The 24798-nt window shown below is 71.0% G+C and carries 23 protein-coding genes and 2 tRNA genes; 2 read left to right on the top strand and 23 right to left on the bottom strand.

Translation table 11 applies throughout. The features are described 5' to 3' along the window. Positions 1–75 precede the first annotated feature (75 nt). The 9 genes from hflX to dusB all read right to left on the bottom strand — a co-directional run bounded on the left by hflX (position 76) and on the right by dusB (position 10843). A complete protein-coding gene (gene hflX / locus ACLIBK_RS01435) occupies positions 76–1395 on the bottom strand; it encodes a GTPase HflX (protein ID WP_415385562.1) in 1320 nt (439 codons plus the stop codon). Beyond that, positions 1376–1699 carry an RNA chaperone Hfq gene (gene hfq, locus ACLIBK_RS01430; RefSeq protein ID WP_415385418.1) on the bottom strand — a complete coding sequence of 108 codons (324 nt, stop codon included), beginning with the start codon at positions 1697–1699 and terminating at the stop codon, positions 1376–1378. The genes hflX and hfq overlap by 20 nt, the downstream gene beginning before the upstream one ends. Before the next feature lie 88 nt (positions 1700–1787). Then, complete coding sequence (locus ACLIBK_RS01425) at positions 1788–2489, bottom strand: HAD family hydrolase (RefSeq protein ID WP_415385417.1); 702 nt, start codon at positions 2487–2489, stop codon at positions 1788–1790. Continuing rightward, entirely contained in the window at positions 2486–3358 is an 873-nt protein-coding gene (locus ACLIBK_RS01420; RefSeq protein ID WP_415385416.1) for a D-amino-acid transaminase, read from the bottom strand. The genes ACLIBK_RS01425 and ACLIBK_RS01420 overlap by 4 nt, the downstream gene beginning before the upstream one ends. Positions 3359–3367: 9 nt before the next feature. Beyond that, positions 3368–4771, bottom strand: coding sequence for a sigma-54-dependent transcriptional regulator (locus tag ACLIBK_RS01415; RefSeq protein ID WP_415385415.1), 1404 nt, complete (start codon positions 4769–4771; stop codon positions 3368–3370). Then, positions 4761–7061: an ATP-binding protein gene (locus tag ACLIBK_RS01410; protein ID WP_415385414.1), complete on the bottom strand. Its 2301-nt coding sequence runs from the start codon at positions 7059–7061 to the stop codon at positions 4761–4763. Before ACLIBK_RS01410 ends, ACLIBK_RS01415 begins: the two co-directional genes overlap by 11 nt. A 73-nt stretch (positions 7062–7134) precedes the next feature. Beyond that, entirely contained in the window at positions 7135–8577 is a 1443-nt protein-coding gene (gene ntrC, locus ACLIBK_RS01405) for a nitrogen regulation protein NR(I) (protein WP_415385413.1), read from the bottom strand. Next, positions 8574–9743: a two-component system sensor histidine kinase NtrB gene (locus ACLIBK_RS01400; RefSeq protein ID WP_415385412.1), complete on the bottom strand. Its 1170-nt coding sequence runs from the start codon at positions 9741–9743 to the stop codon at positions 8574–8576. The genes ntrC and ACLIBK_RS01400 overlap by 4 nt, the downstream gene beginning before the upstream one ends. Further along, positions 9740–10843, bottom strand: coding sequence for a tRNA dihydrouridine synthase DusB (gene dusB / locus ACLIBK_RS01395; protein ID WP_415385411.1), 1104 nt, complete (start codon positions 10841–10843; stop codon positions 9740–9742). Before dusB ends, ACLIBK_RS01400 begins: the two co-directional genes overlap by 4 nt. A gap of 171 nt (positions 10844–11014) precedes the next feature. On the opposite strand from dusB, the gene ACLIBK_RS01390 reads away from it, so the two are divergent. After that, the gene (locus ACLIBK_RS01390; protein ID WP_415385410.1) at positions 11015–12163 is read left to right on the top strand and encodes a bifunctional 2-C-methyl-D-erythritol 4-phosphate cytidylyltransferase/2-C-methyl-D-erythritol 2,4-cyclodiphosphate synthase; all 1149 of its coding nucleotides are present in this window, start codon (positions 11015–11017) and stop codon (positions 12161–12163) included. 27 nt (positions 12164–12190) lie between these two features. Here ACLIBK_RS01390 and ACLIBK_RS01385 read toward each other — a convergent pair whose 3' ends face one another. Further along, positions 12191–13312, bottom strand: coding sequence for an acetoin utilization protein AcuC (locus ACLIBK_RS01385; protein ID WP_415385409.1), 1122 nt, complete (start codon positions 13310–13312; stop codon positions 12191–12193). Between the two features lie 446 nt (positions 13313–13758). Between ACLIBK_RS01385 and ACLIBK_RS01380 the strand changes: the two genes are divergently transcribed. Next, the gene (locus ACLIBK_RS01380) at positions 13759–14811 is read left to right on the top strand and encodes a WavE lipopolysaccharide synthesis family protein (RefSeq protein WP_415385408.1); all 1053 of its coding nucleotides are present in this window, start codon (positions 13759–13761) and stop codon (positions 14809–14811) included. A gap of 5 nt (positions 14812–14816) precedes the next feature. Here the strand turns inward: ACLIBK_RS01380 and ACLIBK_RS01375 are convergent. The 13 genes from ACLIBK_RS01375 to argS form a co-directional block, all read right to left on the bottom strand. Next, positions 14817–14893, bottom strand: a tRNA-Arg gene (locus ACLIBK_RS01375). 58 nt (positions 14894–14951) lie between these two features. Continuing rightward, complete coding sequence (locus tag ACLIBK_RS01370) at positions 14952–15263, bottom strand: ETC complex I subunit (protein ID WP_415385407.1); 312 nt, start codon at positions 15261–15263, stop codon at positions 14952–14954. Between the two features lie 44 nt (positions 15264–15307). Continuing rightward, a tRNA-Pro gene (locus ACLIBK_RS01365) sits at positions 15308–15381 on the bottom strand. A gap of 26 nt (positions 15382–15407) precedes the next feature. Continuing rightward, the gene (gene serS, locus ACLIBK_RS01360) at positions 15408–16718 is read right to left on the bottom strand and encodes a serine--tRNA ligase (RefSeq protein ID WP_415385406.1); all 1311 of its coding nucleotides are present in this window, start codon (positions 16716–16718) and stop codon (positions 15408–15410) included. Positions 16719–16724: 6 nt separating this feature from the next. Beyond that, positions 16725–17468: a twin-arginine translocase subunit TatC gene (gene tatC / locus ACLIBK_RS01355; protein WP_415385561.1), complete on the bottom strand. Its 744-nt coding sequence runs from the start codon at positions 17466–17468 to the stop codon at positions 16725–16727. Positions 17469–17519: 51 nt separating this feature from the next. Further along, entirely contained in the window at positions 17520–18095 is a 576-nt protein-coding gene (gene tatB / locus ACLIBK_RS01350) for a Sec-independent protein translocase protein TatB (protein ID WP_415385405.1), read from the bottom strand. A 132-nt stretch (positions 18096–18227) separates the two neighbouring features. Continuing rightward, the gene (locus tag ACLIBK_RS01345) at positions 18228–19268 is read right to left on the bottom strand and encodes an ABC transporter ATP-binding protein (RefSeq protein WP_415385404.1); all 1041 of its coding nucleotides are present in this window, start codon (positions 19266–19268) and stop codon (positions 18228–18230) included. Then, a complete protein-coding gene (gene scpB, locus ACLIBK_RS01340; RefSeq protein ID WP_415385403.1) occupies positions 19265–19816 on the bottom strand; it encodes an SMC-Scp complex subunit ScpB in 552 nt (183 codons plus the stop codon). Before scpB ends, ACLIBK_RS01345 begins: the two co-directional genes overlap by 4 nt. Continuing rightward, positions 19806–20588, bottom strand: coding sequence for a segregation and condensation protein A (locus tag ACLIBK_RS01335; protein WP_415385402.1), 783 nt, complete (start codon positions 20586–20588; stop codon positions 19806–19808). The genes scpB and ACLIBK_RS01335 overlap by 11 nt, the downstream gene beginning before the upstream one ends. Continuing rightward, the gene (locus ACLIBK_RS01330; protein ID WP_415385401.1) at positions 20585–21283 is read right to left on the bottom strand and encodes a site-2 protease family protein; all 699 of its coding nucleotides are present in this window, start codon (positions 21281–21283) and stop codon (positions 20585–20587) included. The genes ACLIBK_RS01335 and ACLIBK_RS01330 overlap by 4 nt, the downstream gene beginning before the upstream one ends. Positions 21284–21291: 8 nt before the next feature. Further along, entirely contained in the window at positions 21292–22251 is a 960-nt protein-coding gene (gene nagZ / locus ACLIBK_RS01325) for a beta-N-acetylhexosaminidase (protein ID WP_415385400.1), read from the bottom strand. Continuing rightward, on the bottom strand, positions 22248–23024 hold the full coding sequence (locus ACLIBK_RS01320) for an SPOR domain-containing protein (RefSeq protein WP_415385399.1): 777 nt from the start codon (positions 23022–23024) through the stop codon (positions 22248–22250). The genes nagZ and ACLIBK_RS01320 overlap by 4 nt, the downstream gene beginning before the upstream one ends. Next, entirely contained in the window at positions 23021–24790 is a 1770-nt protein-coding gene (argS, locus tag ACLIBK_RS01315) for an arginine--tRNA ligase (RefSeq protein ID WP_415385398.1), read from the bottom strand. Before argS ends, ACLIBK_RS01320 begins: the two co-directional genes overlap by 4 nt. Positions 24791–24798: the final 8 nt, after the last annotated feature.

Genomic DNA, 24798 nt, shown 5'->3' with positions numbered 1-24798 from the left:
GTTGGGCGTTCCCATCGAGGTCTCAACCGCGGCGATCCAGTTTCGCCGTGACGTGGAGGCTGGTCGGCCGCTCTCCTAGGCGCGTTGCTCGAACCGGCCGAGATCGGCCGGAGCCAGGCGAACCTGCAGCCGGACCATTCCTTCCCGGTCCTCGCGCGCCAGCACTTCACCATGCTCGTAGAGCCAGGCGATGGCGGCCCCATCCGCCGCCGGCAAGTCCAGCTCGGCCACGACCAGGCCGGCGCTGAGACGCGCGTCCAGCGCGGCCCGTAAGGTTTCCAGCCCTTCACCGGTCAGGGCGGAAACGGCGATGGCGTCCCCTGCCCCGCTCTGGGCCAGTTCGCTGATCCCGCCCAGGAGGTCGGCCTTGTTCAACACCTCCAGGAAACGGGACTGCCAATCCGGGTCCAGCGCCGCGTCGGGGCCCTCGGCCATCTCGGTGAGCACGCTCAGCACGTCGGCCCGCTGAGCCGCCGAGTCCGGGTGCGCCGCGTCCCGCACGTGCAGGATCACATCGGCCGCGGCCACCTCCTCCAGGGTGGCGCGGAACGCCTCCACCAGCTGAGTCGGCAGTTCCGAGATGAAGCCCACCGTGTCGGACAGGATCACCGTCCGTCCGCTCGGTAGCTGAATGGCCCGCATGGTCGGGTCCAGCGTGGCGAAGAGTTGGTTCTGGGCATAGACGCTGGCGCCGGTCAGGGCGTTGAACAGCGTGGACTTGCCGGCATTGGTGTAGCCGACCAGGGCGACCACGGGGTTCGGCACCTTTTCCCGCGCGCGGCGATGCAGGCCGCGCGTACGCCGGACCTGTTCAAGCTCCTTCTTGAGCTTGACGATGCGCTCGCCGATCAGGCGTCGGTCGATCTCGATCTGGCTTTCGCCGGGGCCGCCGAGGAAGCCGAAGCCGCCCCGCTGCCGCTCCAGGTGGGTCCAGGAGCGGACCAGCCGGGTGCGCTGATATTCCAGGTGCGCCAGCTCGACCTGAAGCGAGCCTTCGCGTGTGCGGGCGCGCTCGCCGAAGATTTCCAGGATCAGCCCGGTGCGGTCGATGACCTTGCAGCCCCAGCTGCGTTCCAGGTTGCGCTGCTGCACGGGCGAAAGGGCCGCGTCCACCACCACGAGTTCCACGCGGTGCTCGGCTGCCGCGGTGCGCACCGCTTCCACCTGCCCCTCGCCCAGCAGGGTGCTGGGCCGCCGGGTTCGCAGGGGGAAGATCGCGCTGTGCACGATGGCCACGCCGATGGAGGCGGCCAGGCCCACGGCTTCCGCCAGGCGGGCCTCGGCCGCACGCGTGGCCACCGGGCCATCCGGCCCGGTTCGCCCGTGCTTCTCCCAGGGGAGAATGACCGCGGCGGGCGTTGGGCCCGCCCGGTTGTCAGTCCGTTCCGCCGACAGCCTGTGGCTCCCGATGCAAGGTCATGGTGGTTTCGCGCAGCGGCGTGCCGGAAGCCTGCTGCTGGCCCGTGGTGGAGCCGTCGAACAGCTGGATCGGCGCGCCCGGCATCACCGTGCTGATCGCATGCTTGTACACCAGCTGGGTGTGACCGTCCCGGCGCAGCAGCACCGAGAAGTTGTCGAACCAGGTAATAATCCCCTGAAGTTTGACGCCGTTCACCAGGAAGACCGTCACGGCGGTCTTGCTCTTGCGAACGTGGTTCAGGAACACGTCCTGAACGTTTTGGGACTTCTCCGCAGCCATGGCTGGGTCCTTCTTGTTGTTGCGGAAAACGGCTCGCGCCGTCCTCCTTCACGGGCTGTCCGGTGGCTCCGGACAGCCCGGCGGAGACTCAGCGCATGCGCGCCGCCGATGCAAGCCCGGTTACAGCGGCGCGCAGGTGCTCCGCATCCGGAAACACCAGGTCCGCGTCCACGGCGCCGACACCGCCATCATGCTCGGCGTCGCCCAGCAGCACCGCCTTGCAGCCCACTCGGCGGGCGGCCTGCATGTCCAGGCCGGTATCGCCGACGTACCAGACCTCCGGGCCAGGCAGCACGCCGCACGCGGCGCAGGCGAGCCGCAGCGGCTCCGGTGCCGGCTTGTCGGCCCGCGTGTCGGAGGCTCCGACGAGGGCGCGGAAGTGCCGGGTCCAGCCCAATCGGTCCGCCTCGGCCCGCAGCAGGATGCCCTGCTTATTGGACACCACGGCGAGCGGCGCGAGCGTCGCGAGCGCGGGTATCAGGCCGGTGGTGCCGGGCATGCTGTGCAGGACATCCAGGTGCCGGGTGCGGACTTCGCGGTAGAACACCTCGCGCGCCCGTTCCCATTCGGCGCCGAAGATGGCGGGGAAGGAGTCGCGCAGGGACTTGCGCACCCTTCCCTTCACCTCATCCAAGGTCCAGCGCGGCAGGCCGAAGGCGTCGAAGGCCGCGTTCAGCCCGGCGGAGATGGCGCCCCAGCCATCCACCAGCGTGTTGTCCCAATCGAACACGATCGCCCGGGGAAGCGCGGGGGCGCCGGCTGCCGGCGTGGCTCCTCCTCCGGTGGTCACGCGGCGTTGCGCAATCCGCCCCGGACGTGGCGCGAGAAGATGTCGAAGAGGCGCCGCGTCACCGGCCCCGGCCTGCCATCCCCGACGGGCTTGCCGTCCAGGTGCAGGATCGGCTTCACGAAGGACGTTGCGGAGGTCAGGAAGGCTTCCCGCGCCCGGCCGAGTTCCTCCAGGGTGAAACCGCGTTCCTCGAAGGCGATGCCTTCGGCCTCCAGCTCCGCCAGCAGGGCACCGCGGGTGCAGCCGGGCAGGATGCGCTGGTCGAGGTGGCGGGTGCGGATCGCGCCGGTCTCGTCCACGATCCAGATCGTGGTGGAGGCGCCTTCCGTCACCTCGCCCGTGGCGGGGTCGTGCAGGATGGCTTCCAGCGCGCCGGCGTCGCGGGCGGCTTGCCGGGCCAGGACGTTGGGCAGCAGATTGACGCTCTTGATGTCGCGCCGCGCCCAGCGCAGGTCGGGATGCGTGATGGCATCCGCCGACCAGTTGTCGATGCTGGCGGGATAGGGCGCCATGCGCCGGGCCGTGACCACCAGCGACGGCGGCACGGGCGTGGTCGGAAAGGCGTGGTCCCGGCGCGACACGCCCCGGGTCACCTGCATGTATACCAGCCCTTCCGTGATCCGGTTGCGCCGGACAACTTCCCGCAACACCTGGCGAAGCGACGAGAGCGGCATGGGCAGGGCCAGGCGGATCTCGCCCACGGAGCGTTCCAGCCGCGCGAGATGGCGGTCCTCATCCACGAAGCGCCCGTTGTGCAGGTGCACCACCTCGTAGATGCCGTCACCGAACTGGTAGCCGCGATCCTCGACGTTCACGCAGGCGTCGCGCTGCGGCAGGTACCGGCCGTTGACGTAGGCGATGCGGGACATGCCCTCTCCTCAGGCGCTGGCGGCCGCGCGGTCATCCGCGTTCACGCCCAGGAACTTCAGCTTCCGGTGCAGGGCGGAACGTTCCATCCCCACGAAATTCGCGGTGCGGCTGATATTGCCGCAGAAGCGCAGCAGCTGCGCTTCCAGGTACTGCCGCTCGAACAACTCCCGTGCTTCGCGCAGTGGCAGGGTCATGATTTCCGAGGAACGGTCCAGCTTCAGCATCGCCGGGGTGGCCGAGCCGATCTCGGGTGGCAGCATTTCCGGGCGGATCGGTTCGCCCGGCCCGCCGGGCGCCATGATCAGCAGCCAGTCCACGATGTTGCGCAGCTGCCGGACATTGCCCGGCCAATCATAGGCCTGCATCGCCGCGATCGCGTCCTCGCTGATTTCGCGCGACGGAATGCCGGAAGCCTCGGCCGAGCGCGTCATGAAGGCGCGCGCCAGCACCGGCACGTCCTCGCGCCGCTCGCGCAGCGGCGGCATGCGCAGCGGCACCACGGCAAGGCGGTAGAACAGGTCTTCCCGGAAACGGCCTGCCTGGATTTCCGCGGCGAGGTCCCGGTTGGTGGTGGCGAGCACGCGCACGTCCACCTTCACCCGGGTGGCGCCGCCGACGCGCTCGAAGCCCTGTTCCTGCAGGGCGCGGACGATCTTGCCCTGCGTTTCCAGCGGCATGTCCGCCACCTCGTCCAGCAGCAGCGTGCCGCCATGCGCGCGTTCCAGCACACCGGCGCGACGCGGCTGGGTCGCGGGGTCGGCGCCGCCTTCCACGCCGAACAGCTCTTCCTCGAAGCGCGACGGGTTCAGCGTGGCGCAGTTCAGCGCCACGAAAGGTTCGCCGGCGCGGCGCGAGCGGGCATGGATCATGCGCGCCGCGACCTCCTTGCCCGAGCCGGCCGGGCCGGTGATCAGGGCGCGGGAACCGGTGGGCGCCAGTTTCTCGATCTGCTGGCGCAGCTGCGCGATCGGGGTCGACACGCCCGCCAGCTCGGCCTCCGCGCCGCCGCGCAGCCGCAGCTCGCTGTTCTCGCGGCGCAGGCGCGCGGCTTCCAGGGCGCGGGACACGATCAGCAGGAGGCGATCGGACTGGAAGGGCTTCTCGATGAAGTCGTAGGCACCCTCCTGGATCGCCTGCACGGCCGTCTCGATGGTGCCGTGGCCGGAGATCATCACGACCGGCGTTTGTGGCTCCTCGCCGTGTAGCGCCTGCAGGATGCCGAGCCCGTCCAGCCGCGACTTCTGCAACCAGATGTCGAGGATCACGAGGCTGGGCCGGCGCTGGCGGAAGGCGGCCAGTGCCTCGTCCGAATTGCGCGCCGTCCGGGTCTCGTAGCCTTCGTCCGACAGGATCCCTTCGATCAGGTTCCGGATGTCGGGCTCGTCGTCCACGATCAGGATGTCATGCGCCATGTCGAAGGATCTCCGTCCCCTTGGGAGCCTCGCTGGCAACCTCGGAAGGCTGGGCCAGTGGCAGCAGCAGCGAAGCCCGCGCCCCGGGGCTAGCTTTCGCCCCGTGCGGCCGATCGGTCAACGCCAGCCGGCCACCATGGTCCTCCATGATCTTCTTCACGATAGCAAGGCCCAAGCCGGTCCCCTTAACCTTATGTGTGACGTAGGGTTCCGTCAGGCGGTCGCGCTCGTCGCCCGCGGGCAGGCCCACGCCGTCATCTTCCACGATAAAGGCGGCCCAGTCGCCTTCACATTCCACCGAGAAGGTGATGGTGCCGATCGGGCCATCCTCGGGCCGCTGTTCTCCGTCCTCCTCGGCACGCGTGGCAATGGCGTCGGCGGCGTTTTGCAGCAGGTTGATCAAGGCCTGGTTCAACAAGCGACGATCACAGGCGGCGACCGGCCCGGGATCGGGGAAGGCGGTCTCGTACACGATACGCGGGTGCGCGTCGCGCTGCAGCACCAGCGCTTCCCGTGCGAGGCGCGACAGGTCCTCCGGACGGATCACCGGCTGCGGCATGCGCGCGAAGGCGGAAAACTCGTCCACCATGCGGCCGATATCGCCGACCTGGCGCACGATGGTGTCGGTGCAGGCGCGGAAGGTGTCGGGATCGGAGGTGATCTCCTTCAGGTAGCGCCGCTTGAGCCGTTCGGCCGAGAGCTGGATCGGTGTGAGCGGGTTCTTGATCTCGTGCGCGATACGCCGCGCCACGTCCGCCCAGGCGGCCTTGCGCTGCGCGGAGAGCAACTCGGTGATGTCGTCGAAGGTCAGGACGTAGCCGGCGACGTGGCCGCCCTGCACCTCGGCCCCCATGCGCGCGATCAGCGTGCGTCGGGCGGCCGGGGCGCCGGTGCGGATCTCGGCGGTGTGGGCGCGGTCGGGCGCGGCGGCGGCGAGGTCGGCCAGCTCGGCGAATTCCGGCGCGACCTCGCGCAGCGGGCGGCCGATGGCCTCCTCCAGGTCGTGGCCGAGCAGTTCGGAGGCGGAGCGGTTGGGCAGGTTGACCCGCCCGTCGGCGTCCAGCCCGACCACCCCGGCCGATACGCCGGCCAGCACCGTTTCCGTGAAGCGGCGGCGGTCGTCGATCTGGCGATAGGCTTCCAGCAGTTCCGAGCGCTGCGCCGCCAGCTGGTTTGTCATGCGGTTGAAGGCGCGCGACAGGCTGCCGACCTCGTCGTCCCCCCGCCCCTCCTCGACCTTGACGGACAGGTCGCCGCCGCGCACCCGCTCGGCGGCGTTGATCAGGCTGGAGATCGGGCGCGCCAGCTGGTTCGCCAGCACCAGCCCCACCAGCACCGCCGCCATCAGCACCAGCAACGCCGCGATGGCGAAGATCATGGCGAAGGTGACCTGCAGCCCGGAGCGGTTGCGGTCGAGCTGGTCGTAGGCCTGGAAGGCGCGTTCCGTGGCCTGCATGTGCTCCAGCACGCCGGAGTCCACGGGCCGGCCGATCTGCAGCATCAATCCCGGCTCGATGTCGAGCATGATCAGGGCCTGGACGCGCCCTTCTTCCCCCTCGTTGGCCAGCACCGCCACCTCGCCGGACTTGGCGAGGTCGCTGGCCCAGGTGGGCGGCGGCTCCACCACGGTGGAGGTGGTCAGGCCGGCGCTCGCCACGACGTTGCCCTGGGTGGGATCGAACACCACGGCGTCCTGCAGGCCGCGCAGCATGGTGTGGGTGGATAGCACGCGTGCGAAGGCCAGGGTGTTGTCCGGCATCAGCTGCGCCGCGCGGTTCAGGTCCGCCGCCATGGCCAGGGCGTCGCCGCGGATGGTGTTGCGGTGCTCGTCCAGGTAGGCGCGCGAGGCGACCAGGCTGGCTTCCAGCGTCGAGCGCACCCGGTCGCTGAACCAGGCCTGGATGCCCAGGTTGAAGAACACCGCCGCGAAGATGCCCACCAGTGCCGCCGGCACCACCGCCACCACGCCGAACAGCAGCACCAGCCGGACATGCAGGCGGGAGCCGGCGCTGCCGCGCCGCCGCTCCGCCCAGACCCGCACCAGCCGCCCGGCCAGCGAGGCGCCCAGCAGCAGCAGGAACATCGCGTTGACCAGCACCATGGCCGCGACCTGGCCGGGCCGGGTCGGGCCGAAGGGGCTGCCATTGCTGAGCAGGGTGAAGGTGCCGATGCCCAGCAGCAGCGCACCCACCGCCAGGCCGAGCGTCATGCCCCGGCCCAGCAGCAGGTCCGCCACGCGCTGCACCAGCCCTTTGGGAGGGGCGCCGGAAGAAGGGCGGGAACGGCTCATGCGGGCCAATCTAGCGCAGATCGGGGCGGGCTCCGAAACTGCCCTGGCCGGGGTTGGGCGCGGCCGCCCGGAGTCAGGACAGGCCGCGGACCACCGGCAGTTCCAACTCCCGGATCTTCTTGCGCAGGGTGTTCCGGTTCAGCCCCAGCATGGCGGCCGCCTTGATCTGGTTGCCCCGGGTCGCCGCCAGCGCCAGCCGGATCAGCGGCCGTTCGACCTCGGCCACCACCCGTTCGTACAGGTCGCGGACCGGCATGCCGTCGCGATGGGCGCCAAGGAAGCCCGCCAGATGACGTTCCACCGCCTGTTCCAGGGTTTCCGGATTGCGGGAGTCGGATTGCGGCGCGGAGGCCATGTCGGTCTCGCTCAGTTCCGCCGCCACCGCGTCGGCACCGATCACCTCCTGCGGGTACAGGGCGGCGAGCCGGCGCATCAGGTTCTCCAGTTCCCGGGCGTTGCCGGGCCAGGAATGCTGCTTCAGCCGCTCCAGCGCGTCGTGGTCCAGGCTCTTGCCCGGCAGGCCGGAGGCCTTGGCACGTTCCAGGAAGTGACGGGCGAGGAGCGGGATATCCTCTAGCCGCTCCCGCAGCGGGGGTAGGCGGATGGGCACCACGTTCAGCCGGTAGAACAGGTCCTCGCGGAACACCCCGGCCCGGATCGCCTGCCGGAGGTCACGGTGGGTCGCCGCGATGATGCGGACATTGGCCTTGATCGGCTGGCGCCCGCCCACCGTGGTGAACTCGCCTTCTTGCAGTACGCGCAGGAGGCGGGTCTGCGCCTCGGCCGGCATGTCGCCGATCTCGTCCAGGAAGAGGGTGCCGCCGGCCGCCTGCTCGAAGCGGCCCACGCCGCGGGCCAGGGCGCCGGTGAAGGCGCCGCGCTCATGGCCGAAGAGTTCCGCCTCGATCAGCTCGCGCGGGATGGCGGCCATGTTGATGGCCACGAAGGGGCCGCCTCGCCGCTTGCCATAGTCGTGCAGGGCGCGAGAGACGAGTTCCTTGCCGGTGCCGCTCTCGCCCGTGATCATCACGGTCAGGTCCGTGGTCGTGAGCCGGGCGACGGTGCGATAGATCTCCTGCATCGCCGGCGAGCGGCCGATGATCGGCAGGCGCTCCCCCTCCCCGTCCTCCGGCACTTCGGCGGCGGGGCGGGGCGCGACCAGGGCGCGGCCGACCACGGCCAGCAGTTCGTTGAGGTCGAAGGGCTTGGGCAGGTATTCGAAGGCGCCGCGCTGGGCAGCCTTCACCGCGGTCATGAAGGTGGATTGCGCAGACATCACCAGCACCCGCAGCTCGGGCCGGATGCGCTTGATGCGGGGCACGAGGTCCAGCCCGTTCTCGTCGGGCATCACCACGTCCGTGATCACGAGGTCGCCTTCGCCATCTTCCACCCAGCGCCACAGCGTGGCGGCGGAGGCAGTGGCGCGGACATTGTAGCCGGCGCGGCCCAGCGCCTGGGACAGCACGGTGCGGATCGCCCGGTCGTCGTCGGCGATCAGGATGGTTTGTCCGCTCAAGAAGCGCTCCTGGTGCGGGGGGGCTGGGCCGGACCCGCGGCCGGCCGCTCCGCCGGCGGGATGGGAAGGGAAAGGCGGAAGATCGTGCGCCCGGGGCGGCTGTCGCACTCGATCAGCGCCCCGAGATCGCCCACCAGCTTGGCCACCAGCGCGAGGCCGAGCCCCTGCCCGCCCCGCTTGGTGGTCACGAAAGGCTCGAACAGCGTGGCGCGGACTTCCTCGGGGATGCCGGGACCGTTGTCGCGGACGCAGACTTCCAGAGGCAGGTGGACGCGCTCGTTGCTGCCGGGAATGGCGATACGGACCCCGTGCCGATAGGCGGTGGAGAGCACGATCTCGCCCTCGATCGAGTCCACCGCCTCGGCGGCATTCTTCACCAGGTTCAGCAGCACCTGCACCAGCAGGTCGCGGTTGCCCAGCACCGGTGGCAGGGAGGGGTCGTAGTCCTCCACCACGCGAAGATGCGCGGCGAAGCCGGTGCCGGACACCCGGCGGACATGACCGAGAACCTCATGGATGTTCAGCGGCGTGCGCTCGATCGGGCGCTCGCTGAACATGTCCATCCGCTCCACCAGGTCACGGATGCGGTCGGCCTCGTCCTGGATCAGGGTGCAGAGCTCGCGGTCGGCTTCGCTGGCCGATTGTTCCAGCAGCTGCGCTGCCCCACGGATGCCGGAAAGCGGGTTCTTCACCTCGTGTGCCAGCACCTCGGCCATGGCCGAGGCCCCGCGTGCCGCGCCACGGAAGTTCAGCTGCCGGTCGAGCTTGTGCGCGGTGGAACCGTCCTGCAGCGTCAGCACCACGGCGCCGGGCATTTCCGGCAGGGTCGCGCCTTGGACGGACACGTCCTGGCGGTGCAGCCGGGGGCTTTCCAGCAACAGGTCGTGGTCCGATACCGGGGCGCCCAGGGTGCGGACCTGTCGCACCAGGGCCGCGAGGCGGCTGTCCTCGGGCAGGAGGTCGCCCAGGGTGAGCTGCCCGAGCGAAACGGCCGAGAGCTGCAGGAACAACTCCGCCGCCGGATTAGCGTAGCGGAAGCGGTCCGCCTCATCCAGCACCACCACCGGCATCGGCATGGCGCTCAGCACGGCGGCGGCTTCGGGGCTCAGGCCGATGCGGGGCCGGGGCGCGACCCGGCGGATCAGCGCGGTCACGGGTCCGGTCATGCCGCCAGCTTGTCCCGGCGGCCATGCGCCACGGTCACGCCCTCGGTGATCAATGGTTCCCAGAACTCCCGCAGCTCGGCCATCGCCGCTTCGGGCGTGTCGGCGCGGTTCACCCGGCCGCGGAATTCCGCGCTGCCCGGCAGGCCATAGGAATACCAGGCGAGGTGCTTGCGGGCGAGGCGCATGCCGGGGTCGCGGCCGTGATGCGACAGCATCGCCTCGTAGTGGCGCAGCAGGATGGCATAGCGCTGCGCCAGGGGGGGCTCCTCGGCGATGGCGAAGTCCGCCCTGCCCTGCAGCCCCGCCGCGATGGCCGCCAGCAGCCAGGGCCGACCATAGGCGCCGCGGCCTACCATGACGCCATCCGCCCCGGACCGGCGCAACGCCTCGGCCGCATCGGCGGTGCCGAGGATGTCGCCGTTCACGATCACAGGGATGCCGACCGCAGCTTTGACGGAGGCCACGAAGTCCCAATCAGCCGTGCCAGTATAGAACATCTGCCGGGTGCGGCCATGCACCGTCACCATGCGAATGCCGCAGTCCTGCGCCAGCCGGGCCAGCCGCGGCGCGTTCAGGCTGCTGTGGTCCCAGCCCATGCGCATCTTCAGCGTCACGGGCACCGGCACGGCGCGCACCGTGGCTTCCAGGATGCGGCCCGCCGCGACCTCGTCCCGCATCAGGGCGGAGCCGGCGGACTGGCCGAGTGCCACCTTCTTCACCGGGCAACCGAAGTTGATGTCCACCACCGCCGCGCCCCGGTCCACCGCCAGCCGCGCGGCCTCGGCCATCACGGCGGGCTCGCAGCCCGCGAGCTGCACGGAAGCGGGGCCGCCGAAGCCGTCGACCTCGGCCATCTTCAGGGTCTGGCGGTTTTCCCGCACCATGGCCTGGCTGGCGATCATCTCGCTGACCACCATGGGCGCGCCCAGTTCGCGCGCGAGCTGCCGGAAGGGCAGATCGGTCACCCCCGACATCGGGGCCAGGATCACCGGACATTCGATGCGGACGCCCCCGCCCAGGTCGATCGGGCGCAATTGGGGCTCTCCGTCACCCCGATCAGGTCGGGGAACGCTCGCCTGGGTCACGATGGGGAGATGCATTCCTGCTGCCTATCCGTTGGGCAGCCGCGGCGTCAAGCACCGTGCATACGCAGGGATTTCATCAACCCGGCGCGATTCAAGGCTGGCGCGTGGCCTTCGTGCCTCACCCTGGGCGAGCGGACGGGGGACAGCTATTGCACCACGCGGTCACCAGTTCCGAGGATCAGCCCGATGCGCGTCGCTGCGCTGCTCATGGCTGCCGGCAGTGGGCAGCGCTTCGGCGCCACCATGCCCAAGCAGTTCCTGTCCCTGGCGGGACGGCCCTTGCTGCGCCGGGCCGCGGAGGCCCTGCTTGCCGGCGGAGAGATTTCCGTTCTGCTGCCCGTTTGCGCCGTGGAGGAGGCCGGACGGGTGGCCGAGGCACTGGCAGGACTGCCGGGCGTTCGGGCACCCGTGACGGGCGGCGCGACCCGTCAGGACAGCGTCCGGGCGGGGCTGGAAGCCCTGGCGGACCAGCCGCCGGAGGTGGTGCTGGTGCATGACGCGGCGCGGCCGGTGATCCCCAGCGGCACCGTTGCCGCCCTGCTGGCGGCCCTGGAACGGTGCCAGGGTGCCATCCCAGCCCTGCCGGTCAGCGACACGCTCAAGCGGGGGCGCGACGGCCGGATCGAGGCCACCGTTTCGCGCGACGGCATGTTCCGCGCCCAAACGCCGCAGGCCTTCCGCTTCGGCACCCTGCTGGAGGCGCACCGCACCGGCCCGGCGGGCGCAACCGATGATGCCGCCCTGCTGGAAGCGGCCGGCGAAACGGTGGCCCTGGTGCCGGGAGCCGAGGAGAACGTGAAGGTGACCTTTCCCGAGGATCTCGCCCGCCTGGAGGCCGCGGCCCGTGCCGCCCTGCTGCCGCGCGTCGGCACCGGCTTCGACGTCCACCGCCTGGTGGAGAACCGTCCGATGATCCTGTGCGGCATCAAGATCGATCACCCGCTCGGCCTGGACGGGCATTCCGACGCGGATGTCGGCATCCACGCCCTCTGCGACGCGATCTACGGGGCCCTGGCCGAGGGCGACATCGGCCGGCACTTCCCGCCCTCCGAGAGCCGTTGGCGCGATGCCGACAGCGCGGCCTTCCTGCGCCACGCGGCCGGGCGGGTGGGGGCCCGCGGCGGAATGATCGCTTCCGCCGACGTGACGCTGATCTGCGAACAGCCCAAGATCACCCCGCATGCCACCGCCATGCGGGAGCGGCTGGCCGAGCTCATGGGGGTGCCGCTCGGGCGGGTATCGGTGAAGGCGACCACCTCCGAGCGGCTGGGCTTCACCGGCCGGGGCGAGGGCATCGCGGCCCAGGCCGCCGTGTCGCTGCTGGTGCCGGACTGACCGGGCAAGGCCCTGCGCAAGGCCGGCTCAGTCCAGCGGCGGCGGAAGGTCCCGCAGCACGAAGGGGCAGAGCTCACGTATTTCCGCCCGGATTTCGCCGGGCCGGGGTACGTCGCGCAACGTGGTGAACCAGTGTTCCGGCGGTTCCCGCCCGGCCGCCCGGAACCAGGTCAGGTCCCGCAGAATGCTCTCAGCCGCCGGCGGCAGACGCGGTGGTAGGGTGTGGCCGTTCAGCGTGCCCCAGACGCCCGTCCAGCAGCGGGCCACTGTCCAGGGGTTGTAGCCCCCACCGCCGGTGACGATCAGCCTCGCCGACAATCCCACCAGCGCCCGCACCACGGCGAAATGCGCGTTGTTCGACAAGGAGAGGCGGGACAGCGGGTCATCCTCCAGCGCATCGGCGCCGCACTGGAGCACGATGGCCTGGGGGCGGAAGTGACGGATGATCGGCAGCACGGCGTGCCGCAGCACCCAGTCCATCTCGCTGTCGTTGAAGCCGGGCGGCACGGGCAGGTTTCGCGCGTAGCCGCCGGCCCGATCCTCGGCTTTGCCGGTGTGCGGCCAGCGCCCGGCCTCGTGCACCGAGAGGGTGAAGACCCGCGGGTCATCGTGAAAGGCGAGTTCCACGCCGTCGCCGTGATGGGCATCGATGTCGAGGTAGAGGACCCGCGTCAGCCCGGCATCCACCAGGGCGAAGAGCCCGAGAGCCACGTCGTTGAGATAGCAGAAGCCGCTGGCCCGGTCGGGCAGCGCATGGTGGGTACCAGCGCCGGGCACGTGCACGACGCCGCCCTCCGCCACCAGCGATGCCGCCAGCAGCATCCCGCCCGCGCCGGTAGCGGGGCGACGGAACACTTCCCGGTAGACCGGGTTGCCATGAGCGCCGAGATGGTGGCGCTCGCGCATTCCCTCGTCCGCGCCGCCCGCCGCCTCGGCCCGTTGCAGCGCGGCGACATAGTCGGGCGTGTGGAAGCGGGCGAGCTGCGCCGGGGTGGCACGCGGGCTGTCGTGGTAGCGCGCCGGGTCGAGCCAGCCCAGGGCGCCGATCAGGTCCAGCACGGTGGAAACCCGCGGGATCGCCAGGGGGTGTTTCCCGCCATAGGTGGAGCCGCGATAAATCTCCGAGCCGATCAATGCCGGCTTCAGCATGCCGTGCCGTCCGGCAGGCAAGGCTGCCACCGTGTCCACAGCGTCGGCGCCGCGAGGCGGCCCGGCTCGTCGCGGCGGCATTTACCCCGGATGTGTGGCCGTACCGACGCTGACCACGTTCCCCTGCGGTGCCATCGCTGACCACATCCCTGCATGCCCGCGAGATGGCGGGCGTGCCGGATTGCACAAGACGTTGTGGAAGCCCGGGGGCCGGTCCAGGACCGGGAGACAGCGAAGAGACTTCGGCCGGCCGGGCATCGTTCTGCCCCCTGTCGGCAGCTTGTGGGTAAGATCGGGTAGGCGCTATGCGTCGCGCGCGGTGCCTCTCGCAGAGTTGTCACTGGCGACTAGCACCTCGACCGGTGCGAAGAGTCTAGGAATTGCGCGGCAAGCACGACGGTGGATGGCCAGGCTATCCCGGCACCGTTTCCGGCCAGGAGAGCGATTTGGCAGAATTCGGCGACTTCACCTTCGTGGTGCAAGGTCCTTTGACGCCTGGGGAAGACCCGCGCAGCAAAGCGCAGGAACTGCGCGACGTTTTTCCCGGTTGTGCCGTCGTTCTCGCCAGCTTCGAGCCCAGCAGCGGCTTCGAGCCGAACCGTCCCCCGCCGCAGCGCTCGGCGATGCAGGCGAAAGCGTACCTACTGGAATTGCTGGCCCCGGCTTTCGACGCCGTGGCGCTGATCGAACAACCGGCGGCGCTGCCGCAACTCAAGATTGACTCCGGCCAGAACAACATCAACCGTCAGATCGCCTCCACGGCCGCGGGACTGGCCAAGGTGAAGACACGCTACGCCGTGAAGCTGCGCAGCGACGCGTTGCTGGTGAGTCCGGCGCTGCTGCAACGATTCCTGGAATTCAGCGTCGCGGGCGACCGGCCGCTGGCGGTGGGACAGGGCCGCATCCTGATCCCCTCCTTCTTCACGCTGAACCCGCGCATCGACGAGCGGATGCTCTACCACCTGAGCGACTGGGTGCAGGTCGGCTTTACCGAGGACCTGCGCACCTACTGGAGCGCCCCACCCTTCCGCCTGGATGATGCGGTGCACTACCTCACCCACGACTACGCTGCCGGCTCCACCGGGTCGGAGCGGCGCTTCCTGGCGCGCTACGCGGTGGAGCAGTGGCTGGCGATACATTATGCGCGCCGGGTGATGGAGGTCCGCCTGGACTTCCACAACGACTGGAGCCCCGAGCGTCTCGCGCGCTTCGAGGACTTCATGGTGGACAACTTCGTCGTGTTCCGGCCGGAAAACATCGGGCTGGTGCTGCCGAAATACGCCCATGTCAGCCGCTCCGTCAGCGCGGAGCTGAAGTGCTACAACCACAATGACTGGGCCGCCCTGGCCCGGAAGCGCGGGGTGAACTCGCCCTATCGCGACCGCGAGCGGGCCGTTGCCAGCCACGCGCTGCAGCACGCCTACATGGCGCTGCGGCCGCTGATCCGGCGGATACCGGGTGCGGTGGGGCTGATGCGGATGGGGGGACGGGAACTCTAGCGCCCTGGCGCGCCCTGAGGGACTCGAACCCCCAACCAACCGGGTAGAAGCCGGTTGCTCTGTCCAGTTGAGCTAAGGACGCCCGGAAGGACGACGCATGGTGCCGTGGCCGCCCGGCCGCGGCAATCCGCCAGATGGCGTCAGTGGGTCCAGTTGCTACGACGGCCGGCCCGGAAGTTGTCGGCATAGGCTTTCGGCTTGATGGCCGGAACCTCCCGCCGTGCTTCCAGATCGTATTCGATGCCCTGCGACTGGGCATAGGCCACGGCGGCATCCAGCGTCGCGAAGCTCAGCATGACCTGCTGCTGCATGTCGTCCGACCCGTACCAGCCGGTCAACGGGTCAATCCGCTTCGGGGCGTTGGAGGGGAATTCCAGCAGCCAGTATTCCGTCTTGCCGAGGCCCGACTGCATGGAGCTCTTGGTGGCGCAGTAGATACGGGCCTTGTCCATGGAACCGTGTTCGTCCTGTTCTCAAACTGCGGAATGCACCACCATCGGGGCGGCGGGATTCGAACCCACGACCTCCTGTACCCAAAACAGGCGCGCTGCCAGGCTGCGCCACGCCCCGCCGTCGGTGGAGTTCCGGGGCGGAACCTATGGGGTGGCCGCGGCAGGCGCAAGGCGCCCGGCCCCGATGAACTCCAAGCCGCCCATCCAGGGGCGCAGGACCTCGGGCAACCGGACGGAGCCATCCGCTTGCTGGTGGGTTTCCAACACCGCGATCAGCGCCCGCCCGACCGCCACCCCGGAACCGTTCAGCGTGTGCACGAAGGCCGGGCCTGCCTTGGTGCCCGGGACCTCCTTGGGCCGGAAGCGCGCGTTCATCCGCCGGGCCTGGAAGTCGCGGCAGTTGGAGCAGGAGGAGATTTCCCGCCAGGCCGCCTGCCCCGGCAGCCAGACTTCCAGGTCATAGGTCCTGCTGGCCGAGAAGCCGGTGTCGCCGGAACACAGCAGCATGCGGCGCCAGACCAGGCCCAGTTCCGTCAGCACCCGCTCGGCACAGGCCGTCATGCGCTCGTGTTCGGCGGCGCTGTCCTCGGGCTGGGTGATGGAGACCAGTTCCACCTTGGCGAACTGGTGCTGCCGCAGCATGCCGCGCGTGTCCCGCCCGGCCGAGCCGGCTTCAGACCGGAAGGAAGGCGTCAGCGCCGTCATGCGCCGGGGCAGCTCGGCTTCCGGCAGGATCTCGCCGGCGGCGAGGTTGGTCAGCGGGACCTCGGCGGTGGGCACCAGCCAGCGGCCGTCCGTGGTGCGGAACAGGTCTTCCGCGAATTTGGGCAGCTGGCCGGTGCCGAACATGGTGGCGTCGTTCACCAGCAGCGGCACGGAGGTTTCGGTGTAGCCGTGCTCGTCGGCGTGCAGCGACACCATCCACTGTCCCAGGGCGCGCTCCAGCCGGGCGAGCTCGCCGCGCAGCACGGTGAAGCGGGCGCCGGCCAGCCTGGCGGCGGCGGCGAAGTCCATCTGCCCCAGCGCCTCGCCGATCTCGAAATGCTGCTTCGGCGCGAAGGCGAAGTTGGGCGGGGCGCCGTGCTGGTGCAGCAGCAGGTTGGCGCTCTCGTCCGGCCCGTCCGGCACCTCGGGGTCGAGCAGGTTGGGCAGGGCCGCCAGCTCGGCACGCAATTCCGCCTCGGCGGCGGCCAGGGCTTCGCCCGACACCTTCTCGCCTGCCGCGAGTCCGTCGATCAGCCGCTGCGCGTCCTCATGCCGGCCCGCCGCCTTCAGCGTGCCGACCTCCCGGCTGGTCTTGTTGCGGGCGGCCCGGGCTTCCTCGACGGCGGTGGTGGCGGTCCGGCGGGCAGCGTCCAGCGCGATCAGCCGCTCCGCCACCGGCGGCAGCCCGCGCCGTGCCATGGCCGCATCGAATGCGGCCGGATCGGCGCGCACGGCCCGGATGTCATGCATGGCGGCTCAGACCTTGGGCGGCTTGGGCGCCACCCAGCCGGCAGCGATGATGGACAGCTCGTAGAGCAGCAGCAGCGGCACGGCCAAGCCGATCTGGCTGATAACGTCGGGCGGCGTCAGCACGGCGGCGGCCACGAACATGCCCACGATGGCATAGCGGCGGCCCTTCTTCAGCTGCGCCACGTTCACGATGCCGACCTTGGCCATCAGGGTCAGCCCCACCGGCATCTGGAAGGCGATGCCGAAGGCCAGGATCATGTGCATGACCAGCGACAGGTATTCGCTGACCTTGGCTTCCAGCTGCACGGGCAGCCCGCCCGCCGCGCCGGGGCTCTCGAAGGAGATGAAGAACTTCCAGGCCAGCGGGAAGATGAAATAATAGGCCAGTGCCGCGCCCATGAGGAACAGGATCGGCGAGGCGATCAGGAAGGGCGTGATCGCCCGCTTCTCCGACCGGTACAGGCCCGGCGCGATGAACAGCCACAGCTGCGTCGCCCAGATCGGGAACGAGATGAACACGGCGCCGAAGAAGGCGACCTTCAGGTAGGTGAAGAAGGCCTCGTACAGCGCGGTGAAGATCATGCGCCGGTCGCCGGCGCCCTGGTGCTGCAGCACGTCGGCCAGGGGCCGCGCCAGGAAGCCGTAGATCTGCGTCGAGAAGTAGTAGCAGATCGCGAAGGCGATAATGAAGGCGCCGATGGACCACAGGAGCCGCGTTCGCAGCTCGAGCAGGTGGTCGATCAACGGCATGGGCTTGTCGTCGATCGTGTCGTCCGGATCGCGAGGCACTGTGGTTTCGCTTCAAACGTTCTGGTGGGTCGGCGCGGGCGGGTCGAGCGTCACCGGGCGCGGGGCGACCGGCGCGGGGCTCGGCGCATAGGCCGTGGTGGGAATGGCCGGCCTCGCCGCCTGCGGCACGGCCCCCGGCGGCGTTGCCGCCGCCTGGGCCGGACCGGCGGTCACGGCGGCATCGGGCAGCGGGGCGGAGCCGGTGGCGTCGGTTCCGGCGCCGGCGGGCGCTTCGGAGAGCGGCACGGCGGGGGCGGCCGGCGCCACATCCGCGGAGGGGGTGGGCGGCGAGGCGCGGAACGGGTCGTCGCGCAGCGTGTCACGCAGCGCGCCATCCTTGTCCACCGCCCGCTCGATCTCCCCCTTGAGGTCGAAGTTGCGGATGTCGCGGATCTGGTCGCGCACGTCCTCCAGCTTCGCTTCCCGCACCACTTCGTCCAGGTGGCCCTGCAGCTCGCCCGCCATGCGGCGCATCTTGGCGATGCCACGAGCGATGCCCCGGATGGTGTCGGGCAGATCCTTGGGGCCGATCACGACGACGGCCACCACGACGATGACCGCGATTTCGGACCAGGCGAGGTCGAACATGCTGCTCCGCTCATGCCCCCGATGTTGCGTTCCGGCCGGCGCCGGAAGCGTCGGGGCCGCTCCCGTTAGCAGGAACGCCCCGGCCCGCCAATCGCTCCCCCCGCCGGGGAAGCCTGGCCTCGGTGCGGTTATCTAGGAAGTGCCGGCCGGGAATACGAAGGCGCCGCCCGCATCGATCTGCAACCCGGCCTGCCGAGGCGGCGGCGGGTTCCCGGCCGGCAGCATGGCGCGCAACCGGAGATGGCCGCCCTGCCCGTCCGCCACCCGCAGCACCACGGCCGCCGCGGCGCCGAGGATACGCGACGACTCCACCTCGGCCGTCACGCCTTCGCCCTTGGGCAGGACCCGGACGGCTTCGGGGCGCAGCAGGATCTGCACGGGACCGTCGGGCAGCGAGGTCGGCAGGTCACCCAGCGCGAAGCGCGCGCGGCCGCCCGAAGCCTTTGCCGGAAAGCGGTTCACCTCGCCGAGGAACTCGGCCACAAAGGCGCTGGCGGGCCGCAGGTAGAGTTCTTCCGGCGGACCAGCCTGCTCGATCCGGCCGCCGCGGATCAGCGCGATGCGGTCGGCCATGGCCATGGCCTCGGCCGCGTCATGGGTGACGATCAGCGTGGCGATCCCGGCCTCCTGGAGGACCTGGCGGGTTTCCTCGCGCACCTGTTCGCGCAACCGGGCGTCCAGGCTGGCGAAAGCCTCATCCAGCAGCAGCACCGAGGGGCGTGGCGCCAGCGCCCGGGCCAGCGCCACGCGCTGCCCCTGCCCGCCCGAGAGCATGTGCGGGTAGGCCCGCGCGTGCTCCGCCAGCCCGACCCGGGCCAGCGCCTCGGCCACGCGGGAGGCGCGTTCGGGCCGGGGCAGGCGTCGCAGGCCGAAGCCGACATTCTCGGCCACCGTCAGGTGCGGGAACAGGGCGTAGTCCTGGAACACCAGCCCGACGCCCCGGTCCTCCGGCGGCAGGTCGCGCCCGGGCCGGGCAACGATCCGGCCGCCGACCGCCAACTGGCCGGCCTGCAACGGCTCCAACCCCGCAGCCAGCCGCAGCAGGGTGGTCTTGCCGTCACCGGAGGGGCCGAGCAGGCAAACGATCTCGCCCGGCCCGACCTCCAGGTCGATGCCGCGCAGCACCTCACGCGTGCCGTAAGCGTGGCGGATACCCGCGAAGCGCAGGCTCACGCCGGGGGCGGCCCGAGTGGGGCAGAGCCGGCATTCTCCGGCGCCAGCAGGTCTTCCTGGCGCGGCAGCTCCGCCAGGGAGCGCAGGCCGAACTGTTCCAGGAAGCGCGGCGTCGTGCCCCAGAGCACCGGCCGACCCGGGCTTTCCTTGCGGCCGCGTGGCGCGATCAGCCCGGCTTCCAGCAGCGCGTCGAGGCTGTTCTGTGACAGGGAGGCGCCGCGCAGATCCTCGATCTCGGCGCGTGTCACGGGCTGGCGCCAGGCGATGGCCGCCAGGGCTTCCATGGCCGCGCGGGGCAAGCGCTTGGGAACCTCGATCACGCGGGTCAGGGCGGGGGCGAGGTCGGGCGCGGTGCGGAAGGCCCAGCCTCCCGCTACCTCCACCACCTCTACCCCACGGCCGGCATAGCGGTCCCGCAGGGCTGACAGCACCGCCGCCGCATCGCCCTCCTCTCCCAGCGCCGCGGCGAGCCGAGCGGTGGCTACCGGACGGTCGGAGGCGAAGAGCAGGGCTTCGGCCAGCCGCAGGGCCTGCTCCTCAGGCGGCATTGGCGTTCTCCTCCAAGGGCCGCAGCAGGATTGGGCCGAAGGGGGCTTCCTGGCGCAGCTCCACCCCGCCGCCGCGCGCCAGTTCCAGCCCGGCGATCAGGGTGCTGGCCATGGCGGCGCGCCGTTCCACCGGGTCGGCCGACAGGGTGGGCAGGAAGTGCAGCAGCTCGTTCCAGTCCGGCCCGCCCACCAGCAGGCGGCGCAACCGGTCCAGCGCGTCCCGCACAGTCCAGAGGCTGCGATGCTTGGGGACGTAGGGCCGCTTGGCCGCGGCGCGGCGCAGGGCGGCGGTCCAGGCATGCAGCAGCGCCGGCAGGTCGGCCGAGAGGGCACCCTCGCGCTGCTCGGTCAGGCTCTCGGGCGTGCCGCGGGCGAAGACGTCGCGGCCCAGCACCGGCCGCCCACCCAGCCAGCCCGCCCCGGCACGCAGCGCTTCAAGCCCCATGAGCCGGTCGGTCAGGGACTCCGTGGCCGCTTCGGCATCCTCGTCCGGCTCGGGGTCGGGCAGCAGCAGGCGCGACTTCAGCCAGGCCAGCCAGGCCGCCATCACCAGCCAGTCCGCGGCCAGTTCCAGCCGCACCTGCCGGGCACCCTCGATCACCGCGAGGTACTGGTCCACCAGCGACAGGATATCCAGCGCGGCTAGGTCCACCTTCTGACTGCGGGCGAGGTCCAGCAGCAGGTCCAGCGGACCCTCGTAGCCCTCCAGCGTGACGACCAGGGCCTCGGTTCCCGGGCGCGCGGGTGCGGCCACCACGGAGGTGGCCGTCATGGCAGCGCGTGCCCCGCCACGCGCAGCACCAGCTGCAGCACGGGCGACACGGCGTAGCGCAGCAGCCATTCCATGGGGGTCCAGGCCGACACCAGCTGCGGCAGCACGAACAGGACGCCGAGCACCAGCAGCAGCCCGAACCGTTCCAGCCGCAGGAAAGGGATGCCGATCGCCGGCGGCAACAGCCCGCCCAGGATGCGTCCGCCATCCATCGGCGGCAGCGGGATCAGGTTGAACAGGCCGAGGATCAGGTTGGCCAGCACCAGCATGCCGAGGAAATGGAATAGCCAGCCCGAGGCCGCGTCCGGCAGCTCCGCGGCCTGCACGGGATGCCACAGCAGCGCGGCGACGAAAGCGAGGAAGACATTGATGGCAGGCCCCGCGGCAGCCACCGCCACCATGCCGAAGCGCGGGTCGCGCAGGCGGCGGATGTTCACCGGCACCGGCTTGGCCCAGCCGAACATCATCTGCACCTGCCCGATGGTCAGCAACTGCGACACCAGCAGCACCCCCGGCACCAGCAGCGTGCCCATCGGGTCGACGTGGCGCAGCGGGTTGAGGCTGAGCCGCCCCGCTTCCCGCGCCGTGGGATCGCCGAGCCACAGGGCGGCATAGCCGTGCGCCGCCTCGTGCAGTGTGATGGCGAGAACGGCGGCCAGCACCGAGGCAACCAGTTCCGGCAGCCAGTCGGGCATGGTTCGGCTCAGGCCGCCGGGCGACGGGTGGCGAGGCTGAGGGCGCGCGCTTCGGCCAGGCGCTCCGCCGCACGGTCGCTCAGCACCGGGCAGGCGGCGAGCAGGGCCGCATTCTCCGCGAAAATGCCGGGGCAATGCAGCACGAGGTCGCAGCCCGCCGCCAGCGAGGCGGCCGCGAGCGCTGCCGGCTCCCCCGTCAGAGCCTTCATGGCGAGGTCGTCCGAGACCAGCACCCCATCGAAGCCGATCTCGTCGCGGATGACTCCCTCGATCACCCGCGGCGACAGCGTGGCCGGCCGGTCCGGGTCCAGCGCCTCGTAGAGGATATGCGCGGTCATCGCCCAGAGGCTGCGGCCCGCATCGGGCAGGCACACGGCGCGGAAGGGGAAGATGTCCGCCGCCAGCTCCTCGCGGCCGGCGGCGACGCGCGGCAAGGCTTCGTGGCTGTCCAGCGTGGCGCGGCCGTGCCCGGGGACGTGCTTGATCACCGGCACGCAGCCGGCGGCCCGGAGTCCGGCGGTGAAGGCGGCGCCGATCCGCGCCACCTCTGCCGGATCGGCCGAGAAGGCGCGGTCGCCGATGATGTCGTGCGCATCGGGCAGGCGCAGGTCGAGCACCGGCGCGCAAACCACGTCCAATCCCATGGCCAGGCACACCGCCCCGAGCTGCGCGGCGACTTGCCGGGCTTGCTCGGGGCGGCCCTCGAAGCTGGCGCAGGAGGGAAAGGCCGGCCAGTGCGGCGGCTTCAGCCGGGCGACGCGCCCGCCCTCCTGGTCCACGAGGATCGGCGCCTCCTCGCCCAGTTCCTGGCGCAAGGCCGCCGTCAGCGCGAGCAGCTGCGCAGGGTCGGCGATGTTGCGGGCAAAGAGGATCGCGCCCGCGGGACGGTGCTGCCGGAACAGCGCCGCCTCCTCGGCCGACAGGGAGGTGCCGGCGATGCCAACCACGGCCGCCCGGGTGTCGGTCATCCGCCGATGGCGGCGCAGGCCGAGGCGCCCTTGGCCCGGGCGGCGTCGCAGAAGGCCTTGGCCGCCGTGGTATCCGCAAAGCCGCCGGTGCGCAGCCGGTACATGGTGGGCTTGCCGTCGCGTTCGAAGCGCAGCACCTGCGGACGGCGATCGGCCAGCAGCTCGCCCAGACGGCCCTTCAGGCGCGTCCACTCGGCCTGGGCGCTTTCCTCGCTGGACAGGGCGCCGAGCTGCACCACGGCGCGCCCGCTGGCGACGGCAGCCGGGGTTCGCGGCGCGGCCGGCGGTTCCGCCCGGGCCGCGACCGGCGGTACCGGCTCGGCGCGGGGCGCCGCGGCCGTGGCGGCGGCGCCGCCGTTCGGTGCTGCCGCGGGCGCGGCGGATGGTGCGGCCGGAGCCGGGGCGCGCGGCGCCGTGGCCTGCCGCAGGGCGGTCAGGTCCGGGCGTTCCGGTTCCGGCGCCACCTGCGGCGCGCTGGCCTGACCGGGGCGGCCGCCCGCTCGTCCGGCTGGGGCGCGCTGCGTGTCGAAGATCCGCTCTTCCTGGTTGGCCACGCGCAGCCCGCCGGGATCGTCCGGACGGATTCGGAAGGGCCGCGAATCCGCCTCGATCACCGGCACGCCGCGCGACACGGCCCGGGTCAAACCCCAGACCGCCGCGCCACCGACCCCCAACACCGCCAGGATCCCCCCCGAGACCGCCAGCATGCGCCAGGGAATGATCCCCCTCGTCTCCCGCTGCACGCGGTAAGACGGAACCGTGATATCGCTCACCGCATCTCCTCGACCGGCGTCACCCCCATGACGCGCAGGCCCGAGCGGATCACCACGGCCGTCGCGGCGACGAGGGCGAGCCTCGCGCGTGTGGCGGCCGGGTCTTCCTCCCGGATGAAGCGCAGGGTCGCATCCTCGCGCCCCCGGTTCCACAATAGGTGAAAGTCGCTCGCCAAGTCATGCAAATAAAAGGCGATCCGGTGCGGCTCCCGCGCTGCAGCAGCGGCTTCCACGGTGCGCGGCCAGGCGATGATCCGGCGCAGCAGGGCCAGTTCCGCGGGGTCGGTCAGGGTGTCCAGCGGCGCCTCGGCCAAGCCGGCGCTGTCGGGGTCCCCTGCCCCGCGCAGCACGGAGCGGCAACGGGCATGGGCGTACTGGACATAGAAGACCGGGTTGTCGCGCGACTGCTCGACCACCTTGTCCAGGTCGAACTCCATCTGGGCGTCGGCCTTGCGGGTCAGCATGGTGAAGCGCACCGCGTCCCGCCCGACCTCCTCCAGCAGGTCGCGCAGCGTGACGTAGGTGCCGGCGCGCTTGCTCATGCGCACGGGCTCGCCGCCCTTCATCACCTTGACGATCTGGGTGAGCACCACGTCCAGCGGAACCGGCGCCTTCACCGACAGCGCCTTCACCGCCGCCTGCATGCGCCGGACATAGCCGCCATGGTCGGCGCCCCAGACCTGCACCAGCTCGGCGAAGCCGCGGGCGATCTTGTCGGCATGGTTGCCGATGTCGTTGGCGAAGTAGGTGTTGGTGCCGTCGCTCTTGCGTAGCGGGCGGTCCACGTCGTCGCCGAAGCGGGTGGAGGCAAAGAGGGTCTGCGGCCGCGGCTCCCAGTCGTCGGGCGTCTTGCCCTTGGGGGGCTCCAGCACGCCCTCGTAGACCAGCCCCTCCGCCGCGAGTTCGGCGATGGCGCGGTCGGCCACGCCGGCCTTCACCAGTTCGGCCTCGCTGATGAACACATCGTGCCGGACGCCCAGGGCGGCGAGGTCCTCGCGGATCTCGTCCATCATCATCCCCACCGTGCGTTCCCGCACCGTGTCGAACCAGAGCGCGGGATCGGCCGGCAGGGCACCGGGGGCGAGGGTGTCGCCGTATTGCCGGTTCAGCGCCTCGCCCACGGCGATCAGGTACTCGCCGCGGTACTGCAGCCCGCCCGGCACGTTGGCCGAGAACTCCTCCTCCGTGAGGGCGGTGCCGAGGGCCTGGAGGTAGCGCCAGTAGGCGGCCCAAGCGAGCGCCTGCACCTGCGCGCCGGCATCGTTGACGTAGTATTCCTTGGTCACCGACCAGCCCGCCTTTTCCAGCAGGTTGGCCAGGGCATCACCCACCACGGCGCCGCGGCAATGGCCGACATGCATCGGACCGGTCGGGTTGGCGGACACGTACTCGACATCCACGGCGCGCCCGCCGCCCAGGCTGCCGTTGCCGTAATCCTCCCCTTCGCGCAGGACGGTCGGCAACTGGTCCCGCAGCACGGCCTCGCGCAGGCGCAGGTTCACGAAGCCCGGACCGGCCGGCGCCGCTTCCGACACCATGCCGGACCCGGCGAGCCGTTCCGCCAGGGAGGCGGCCAGCTTGGCGGGCGGCAGCCGGGCCGGCTTGGCCACCACCAGCGCGGCGTTGGTGGCCATGTCGCCATGGGAGGAGTCACGCGGCGGTTCCACCAGCACGCGGGCGAAGGCGTCCTCGGGCAGGTCCGGCAGCAGCCCGCGGAGTTGCGCGACCACGGCGTCGCGCATGATCTGGAAAACGTCCTGGGACATGCTCTCTT

It is taken from the genome of Roseomonas sp. BN140053 (genome assembly GCF_047690175.1).
Classification (GTDB): Bacteria; Pseudomonadota; Alphaproteobacteria; order Acetobacterales; family Acetobacteraceae; genus Roseomonas.
Note: the sequence above shows the minus strand (reverse complement) of the source record. Positions and strands in the feature narration are given on the sequence as shown.